Below are 6,966 nucleotides of genomic sequence, written 5' to 3' on the forward strand. Positions count from 1 at the left end.
GAGCCGCCGATGACGACCGCCGCAGACGCGACCGAAGCCCTTGTAGCCGATACCTCGGGGGCTGGTGGCCTTCCCGTCATCGCCTTCCAGCAGCCGGCCGTCGCACTGGAGCCCGCCGGGTCCGCGTGGTTCCTGGAGGAGGGCGAGGCCGACGTCTTCGCCGTCGCCGCCATGGGGGCCAATGCCGGTTCCCGCCTGTTCCTCGGGCGGTTGCCGGCCGGCAGCCTTCTCGTCGGCATCGACGCCTTCATGCAGGGGCTGATCGCGGTGCCGGCCGCCGGGTCGCGGCTGGAGCCCGTCGCCGATCCGCTGGAGGAGATCGAGCCGGACGCCCTGCTGGCCGGGATGGAATCCTGGTCGTCCATGCTGATTTCCGGCATCGCCGCCATCCTGTGGCATCCCGAGCGCATTGACCGGCAGGGGCGGTGCGGCACGGCGGTCGATCTGGCCGAATCCCAGCTGGTGATGGTGCAGGAAGCCGGGTTGTGGTGCGCGGTGCCTGCGCCCGGCGCCCTGCTGCTGGAACAGGAGATGGTCCAGGGCATCATGCCGCTGCCGCCGCGGGCGTGGCTGAAGGCGGCGGGGCCGATGCGCATCGTCTTCGGCCGCCGTCCCCTGCAGCGCGACCTGCCCGCCGCCCTGACCGGCATCCATGCGCTGACCGCCGCCTGCGGCGAGATGCTGATGGGCGCCCGCGGTCTGGCCGAGGCGGACGAGGCCGGGCGCCTGTCGCTGCGCGGCGCGCGCGAGGCGGAGGAGGGCGAACGCTTCGTCCATCTGGCCGGCCGCCTGCTCGACCATACCCGCAAGCCGCCGGCGCGGGCGGACGGCGGCCATCACGACCCGCTGTTCACGGCAATGAGCGCGGTCGCCGCCCGCACCAACCCGCGCCTGCGGCTGCGCCGGCCGACCCTGCTGCGCGAACGCGACCTCGACGTCCAGCCGACGATGGAGGAGATCGCCCGTGCCTCCGGCCTGCACATCCGGCCGGTGACGCTGACGGAGGGCTGGTGGCGCCGCCCGCTCGGTCCGCTGGTCGGGACGAGGCTGGACGGCATGCCGGTAGCGCTGCTGCCGAACCGGCGCGGCTACGAGCTGCTGGCCGGCGAGGGCGCCAGGCCGGTCCCGGTCACCGCAACGGTCGCCGCCGGCCTGTCGCCCTCGGCCTGGACCATGGTGGAACCGCTGCCGGACCGGCCGCAGACGGTCGGATCGCTGATGCGCTTCGTCCGGACGCCGCCGGCCTTCTGGCTGCTGACGCTGGCGGTGGCGGCGCTGGGCGCGCTGCTCGGCCTCGCCATGCCGTTCGGGATGAAGTTCGCCTTCTCGTCGCTGGTGCCGGCGCGCGACCATGCCGGGCTGCTGGAGCTGGGCATCCTGCTGGGCGCGGTGGCCGCGGTCACGCTGGTGATCCAGCTCGTCGGCGAGGTGACGCGCCAGAGCATGCAGACCATGCGCGAGGCCGGGCTGCATGCCGGCCTGTGGGACCGGGTGCTGCGGCTGCCCATGCCGGTGCTGCGCCAGCATTCGGCCGGCGACATGGCGGCGCGGGTGGGCATGGCGATGGCCTTGCCGCTGGCCGCCCAGGGCTTCACGGTCGCCGGCATCGGGAGTGGTGCCGTGCTGATCGCCAGCGTCCTTGCCATGGCGTCCTTCCATAGTGGCGGCGCGGTGGTGGCGATGCTGGCGCTGGCGGTCCAGCTTGGGCTGGCGGCCCTGTCGGCGGTGCTGCGGGCAAGGGTCTACAAAGTGGGCGAGGCGCTGAACGGGCAGGCCGATTCCCTGGCGATGCAGTTCCTGACCGGCATCGCCAAGCTGCGTCTGGCCGCCGCCGAGCATTGGGCGCTGGCCCATTGGGCGGAGCGCTTCATCGGCATGCGCGAGAAGCGCATGGAGGTGCAGAAGATCGAGGGCCGGATGGCGGCGGTGAATGCGGCCCTGCCGGTGCTGGCGATGGCGGCGCTGTTCCTGGTCTTCCATGCCGCCGGCACCGACAGCGCCAGCATCGTCGCGATGATGACCGCCTACATGATCGCCAACGGGGCGGCGGCGGCGCTGGGCGACGGGTTCGGCGCCTTCTATCAGGTCTATGCCGCCCGCGCCTTCGCCGATCCGGTGTTGAATTGCGCGCCGGAACCGGCGCTGGGGCGCATCGATCCCGGCCGGCTGTCCGGCCGGATCGCGGTCAGCGGGCTGTATTTCAACTATGCCCAGACGGAGACCCCGGTCTTCGCCAACCTGAACCTGACCATTGCCGCCGGCGAATATGTGGCCATCCTCGGCCGGTCCGGCTGCGGCAAATCCACGCTGGTGCGGCTGCTGCTGGGGCTGGAGCGGCCGCGGGTGGGAAGCATCACCTATGACGGCAACGATTTGTCCTCGCTCGATCTCGGGCTGCTGCGGCGGCGGGTCGGCACCGTGCTGCAGGGGGCGCAGCTGCCGCCGGGCGCGCTGATCGACGTGGTGCGCGGCCTGAGCGACGCGACCGAGGCGGAAATCTGGGACGCGCTGGCGGCGTCGGCCATCGCCGACGAGATCCGGGCGATGCCGCTGGGCGTGCGCACGCCCATCGCCGATGCGTCGCGCACGCTGTCGGGCGGGCAGGTGCAGCGGCTGCTGCTGGCCCGTGCGCTGGTGACCAAGCCCGACGTCCTGATCCTGGACGAGGCGACCAGCGCGCTCGACAACGCCACCCAGGCGGCGACCATCCGCACCCTGTCCTCGCTGGATTGCACCCGGATCGTCATCGCCCACCGGCTGGAGACCATCCGCGGTGCCGACCGCATCCTGATCCTGGACGGCGGCCGCGTCGCCCATGCCGGCCGTTTCGCCGACCTGCAAGCCCGTGGACTGCTGGGCTAGCGCCTTTACATCCGGTCCAGCCGGCCCCGGTGCGGCCCGGTCACGCCGCCGTGACGAAATCCAGGTTTGAACAAAGCGCTGCGTCCGGACCTTCCGGGCGCCTGGACGCATCGATGGCGGCTGCATCCACCGACCTTTCTCCCTCACGTGGATTTGCACCGCCCGTCCGGTCACATCGAATTTTACAAAAATTAGCTTAGTAGCATTAAGGGAATATCATCTTAGGTGGATGTTTGTGTCGCAAACACAATTTAAGTTGATTTCGAGAAATCGTCTCTGTTATCTGGGTAGTGGAATTTTATAACAACTCCCGCATTGTGACCGTCTATCGGAAGCATGCACGCGCCGGTCTGCCGTGTGGCGGAACAGCAGCCTATCGGCTGTCTTCCGCGGACGGCGCGTCCACAGACGCAAGCATGGTCCCGCGATGCAGTCCAGGAACTGAGGCATGCCACGTCTGGTGGAAGACAGCGTGATTCCGGATACCGGACTGTCATGCCTGACCTTCATGCTGCGCCTCTTGGGCCATCCCGCCGATCCGGAGCAGCTGCGTCATGACCAGGCTGCCCGCGGCCGGGCGATGGAGACGCTGGACATCCTGCGCGCGGCGAAGCGCTTCGGCCTGAAGGCGCGCTCCGTCACCACCCGCTGGGACCGGCTGGCCGCCACGCCGCTGCCGGCGATCGCCCGGCGGCGCGACGGGCGTTACTTCATCATCGCCAAGATCGACGGCGACCGCGTGCTGATCCAGGACCCGCTGGAAACGAAGCCGCTGGCGCTGCCGCGGGCGGTGGTCGAACCGGCATGGTCGGGCGAACTGGTTCTGATGGCCCGGCGGGCCGGGCTGGATCTGGCGCAGGTGCGCTTCGGCATCGGCTGGTTCGTGCCGGCCCTGCTGAAATACCGGCGCCTGTTCTCGGAAATCCTGCTCGCCTCCTTCATGCTGCAGGTGTTCGGGCTGATCAGCCCGCTGTTCTTCCAGGTCGTCGTCGACAAGGTGCTGGCCCACCGCAGCCTGACCACTCTGGACATCCTGGTCATCGGCCTCGTCGTGGTGTCGCTGTTCGAGACGGTGCTGGGCGGGTTGCGCAGCTATCTGTTCTCGCACACCGCCAGCCGCGTCGACGTGACGCTGGGCGCGCGGCTGTTCGACCATCTGCTGGCGCTGCCGCTGCCCTATTTCCAGGCGCGCCGGGTCGGCGACAATGTGGCGCGGGTGCGCGAGCTGGACCGAATCCGCGACTTCCTCACCGGATCGGCGCTGACGCTGGTCATCGATCTGGTCTTCACCGTCGTCTTCCTGGCGGTGATGTGGTGGTACAGCCCGGCGCTGACCGGCATCGTTCTGGCGTCGCTGCCGGTCTATGTCGCGATCAGCCTTGCCGTCACCCCGATCCTGCGCCGGCGGCTGGAGGCGAAATTCGCCCTGGGGGCGGAGAACCAGGCATTCCTGGTCGAGAGCATTTCCGGCGTCGAGACGCTGAAGGCGATGGCGGTGGAACCGGAGATGCGCCGCCATTGGGAGGAGAGGCTGGCCGCCTATGTCGGCGCCGCCTTCCGGGCGACCACCTTGGGCGTGGTCGCTGGCCAGGCCGTGCAGCTCGTCAGCAAGCTGACCCTGGCGGCCCTGCTCTATGTCGGCGCGCAGGAGGTGATCGCCGGCGCCCTGACCATCGGCGCCCTGGTCGCCGTGAACATGCTGGCGGGGCGGGTGTCGTCGCCGGTACTGCGGCTGGCCCAGCTGTGGAACGATTTCCAGCAGGCGCGCGTCTCGGTCGAACGGCTGGCCGACATCCTCAACACCACGCCGGAACCGGCGGCGAAGCCCGGCCGGCTGCCGCTGCCCGCCATCCGCGGCCGCATCCGCTTCGACCGGGTGGGCTTCCGCTATCGCCCCGACTCCTCGCCCACCCTGCAGGGCATCGACCTGACGGTGGAGGCGGGGGAGACGGTCGGCATCGTCGGCTCGTCCGGATCGGGGAAAAGCACGCTGACCAAGCTGGTGCAGCGGCTCTATGTGCCCGAAACCGGCCGGGTGCTTGTCGACGACGTCGACCTGTCGCTGGTGGACGTGGCGTGGCTGCGGCGCCAGATCGGTGTGGTCCTGCAGGAGAATGTGCTGTTCAACCGCTCCATCCGCGACAACATCGCGCTGGCCGATCCCGGCATGCCGATGGAGCGGATCGTCGAGGCGGCGCGGCTGGCCGGGGCGGACCGCTTCATCCTGGGCCTGCCGGAAGGCTACGACACGGTGATCGGCGAGCGCGGCGCCAGCCTGTCGGGCGGCCAGCGCCAGCGCATCGCCATTGCCCGCGCGCTGGCCACCGACCCGCGCATCCTGATCTTCGACGAGGCGACCAGCGCGCTCGACGTCGAGAGCGAAGCGGCGATCCAGGCCAACATGCGCCGCATCTGCGACAACCGCACCGTTCTGATCGTCGCCCACCGGCTGTCCACCGTGCGCGGCTGCGACCGCATCGTCACGGTGGAGGAGGGGCGGATCGCCGAGCAGGGCACCCATGACGAGCTGATCCGGCTCGGCGGGCGCTATGCGGCGCTGTGGCGGATGCAGGCGGGCGGACATACGGAGGCCGATCATGGCGTCGCCTGAGGCCGCGACCGAACCCGTGATCGCGGCGCCGGAAGTGGCGGCCGCTCCCGTCGCGCCGCCGCCTAACCCGCCGCCGCGCATCCGCCCCCGCCGCGGGCACGAGCTGGAATTCCTGCCGGCGGCGCTGGAGGCGATCGACACGCCGCCCTCGCCTTTCGCCAGGGCGGTGTCGCTGCTGATCGTCGCCTTCGCCGTCGCCGCCGTCGCCTGGGCCTGGATCGGCCACATCGACATCACCGCCGTCACCCGCGGGCGCATCATCCCCAGCGACCGCAACAAGCTGGTGCAGACGCTGGAGCCGGGCATCGTCCGCGCCATCCGCGTCACCGAAGGGCAGCAGGTGGAGCAGGGGGCGGTCCTGCTGGAACTCGACCCCACCGACAGCGCCGCCGACGCCGGGCGCGCCGAATGGGAACTGGCGGTGGCGGAGACCGAGGCGGCCCGCCTGCGCGCCGCACTGGCCGGCCGGCGCAGCTTCGATCCGCCGCCCGCCGCCGACGCCGCCCTGGTGGCGCTGCAGCGCTCGATCCTCGTCAACCAGCTGACCGCCCGCGACGCGACGTTCGACGCCATCGGCAGCCAGGAGCGCCAGCGCCGGGCGGAGATCGCGGCTCTGGCCGCGGAGAAGGCGCGGCTGGGCGCCACCCTGCCGCTGATCCGCGAACAGGTGCAGGCCAAGCGGAACCTGTCCCAGCGGGGCTACAGCCCGCGCTTCGACCTGCTGGAGCTGGAGAAGGAGCTTGCCGAGGTCGAATACGGCGCCGTCGCCGCGAAGAACCGCGAGGCCGAGGCCGAGGCCGCCCTGAAGGGGCTGGCCGACGAACGGCGGCGGGTGATCGCGGAGTTCGACGGCAGGGCGATGACCGACCTCGCCGACGCCGAAAAGCGCGCCGCCGCCCTGCGCCAGGAACTGACCAAGGCGGCGCGGCGGCGGGAGCGCCAGCTTCTGACCGCGCCGGTCGGCGGGGTGATCCAGCAGCTTTCCGTCCATACGGTCGGCGGGGTGGTCACGGCGGCGGAGCCGCTGATGGTGATCGTCCCGGCCAACCGCACCCTGGTCGTCGAGGTGCAGGTGGAGAATAAGGACATCGGCTTCCTCCATCCCGGCATGCCGGCGGAAATCAAGGTCGACGCCTTTCCCTTCACCCGCTACGGGCTGCTGCCCGGCACGGTCGCGGCGGTTTCGCACGACGTGATCCTGCCGCCGGACGGGGCGGCGGCACGCACCGGGGCGGCCGAACCGGTGACGGCGGCCGACCGCGACGGCCCGAAATTCTCGGCGCGCATCGCGCTGGAGCGCACCGCCATCCGCGGCGAGACCGGCGAGGACATCGCGCTGGCTCCCGGCATGGCGGTGACGGCGGAGGTGAAGACCGGCCGCCGCCGAATCCTCGATTACCTGCTTTCCCCGGTGCTCGCCCACGTCCACGACGCGATGCGCGAGCGCTGAGTCCCGAACCTTTCCCGACCCCGAATCCGAACCCGCAAGGCCC

3 protein-coding genes are annotated in these 6,966 nt (G+C 70.8%); all 3 read left to right on the forward strand.

Annotated features, from left to right (window positions below; genetic code table 11):
- Positions 1-9 precede the first annotated feature (9 nt).
- Positions 10-2,862, forward strand: a complete 2,853-nt coding sequence (locus tag AB8P05_RS19680; protein ID WP_472760537.1) for an ATP-binding cassette domain-containing protein — start codon at positions 10-12, stop codon at positions 2,860-2,862.
- A gap of 448 nt (positions 2,863-3,310) precedes the next feature.
- Complete coding sequence (locus tag AB8P05_RS19685) at positions 3,311-5,473, forward strand: type I secretion system permease/ATPase (protein ID WP_455174002.1); 2,163 nt, start codon at positions 3,311-3,313, stop codon at positions 5,471-5,473.
- Positions 5,460-6,923: an HlyD family type I secretion periplasmic adaptor subunit gene (locus tag AB8P05_RS19690; protein WP_472760538.1), complete on the forward strand. Its 1,464-nt coding sequence runs from the start codon at positions 5,460-5,462 to the stop codon at positions 6,921-6,923. The genes AB8P05_RS19685 and AB8P05_RS19690 overlap by 14 nt, the downstream gene beginning before the upstream one ends.
- Positions 6,924-6,966: the final 43 nt, after the last annotated feature.

It is taken from the genome of Azospirillum sp. VT-I1 (genome assembly GCF_055698305.1).

What these genes read in the sequence shown, in the direction of transcription:
- AB8P05_RS19690 (WP_472760538.1), top strand. Translation starts at nt 5,460, where the DNA reads ATGGCGTCGCCTGAGGCCGCGACCGAACCCGTGATCGCGGCGCCGGAA.
- AB8P05_RS19680 (WP_472760537.1), top strand. Translation starts at nt 10, where the DNA reads ATGACGACCGCCGCAGACGCGACCGAAGCCCTTGTAGCCGATACCTCG.
- AB8P05_RS19685 (WP_455174002.1), top strand. Translation starts at nt 3,311, where the DNA reads ATGCCACGTCTGGTGGAAGACAGCGTGATTCCGGATACCGGACTGTCA.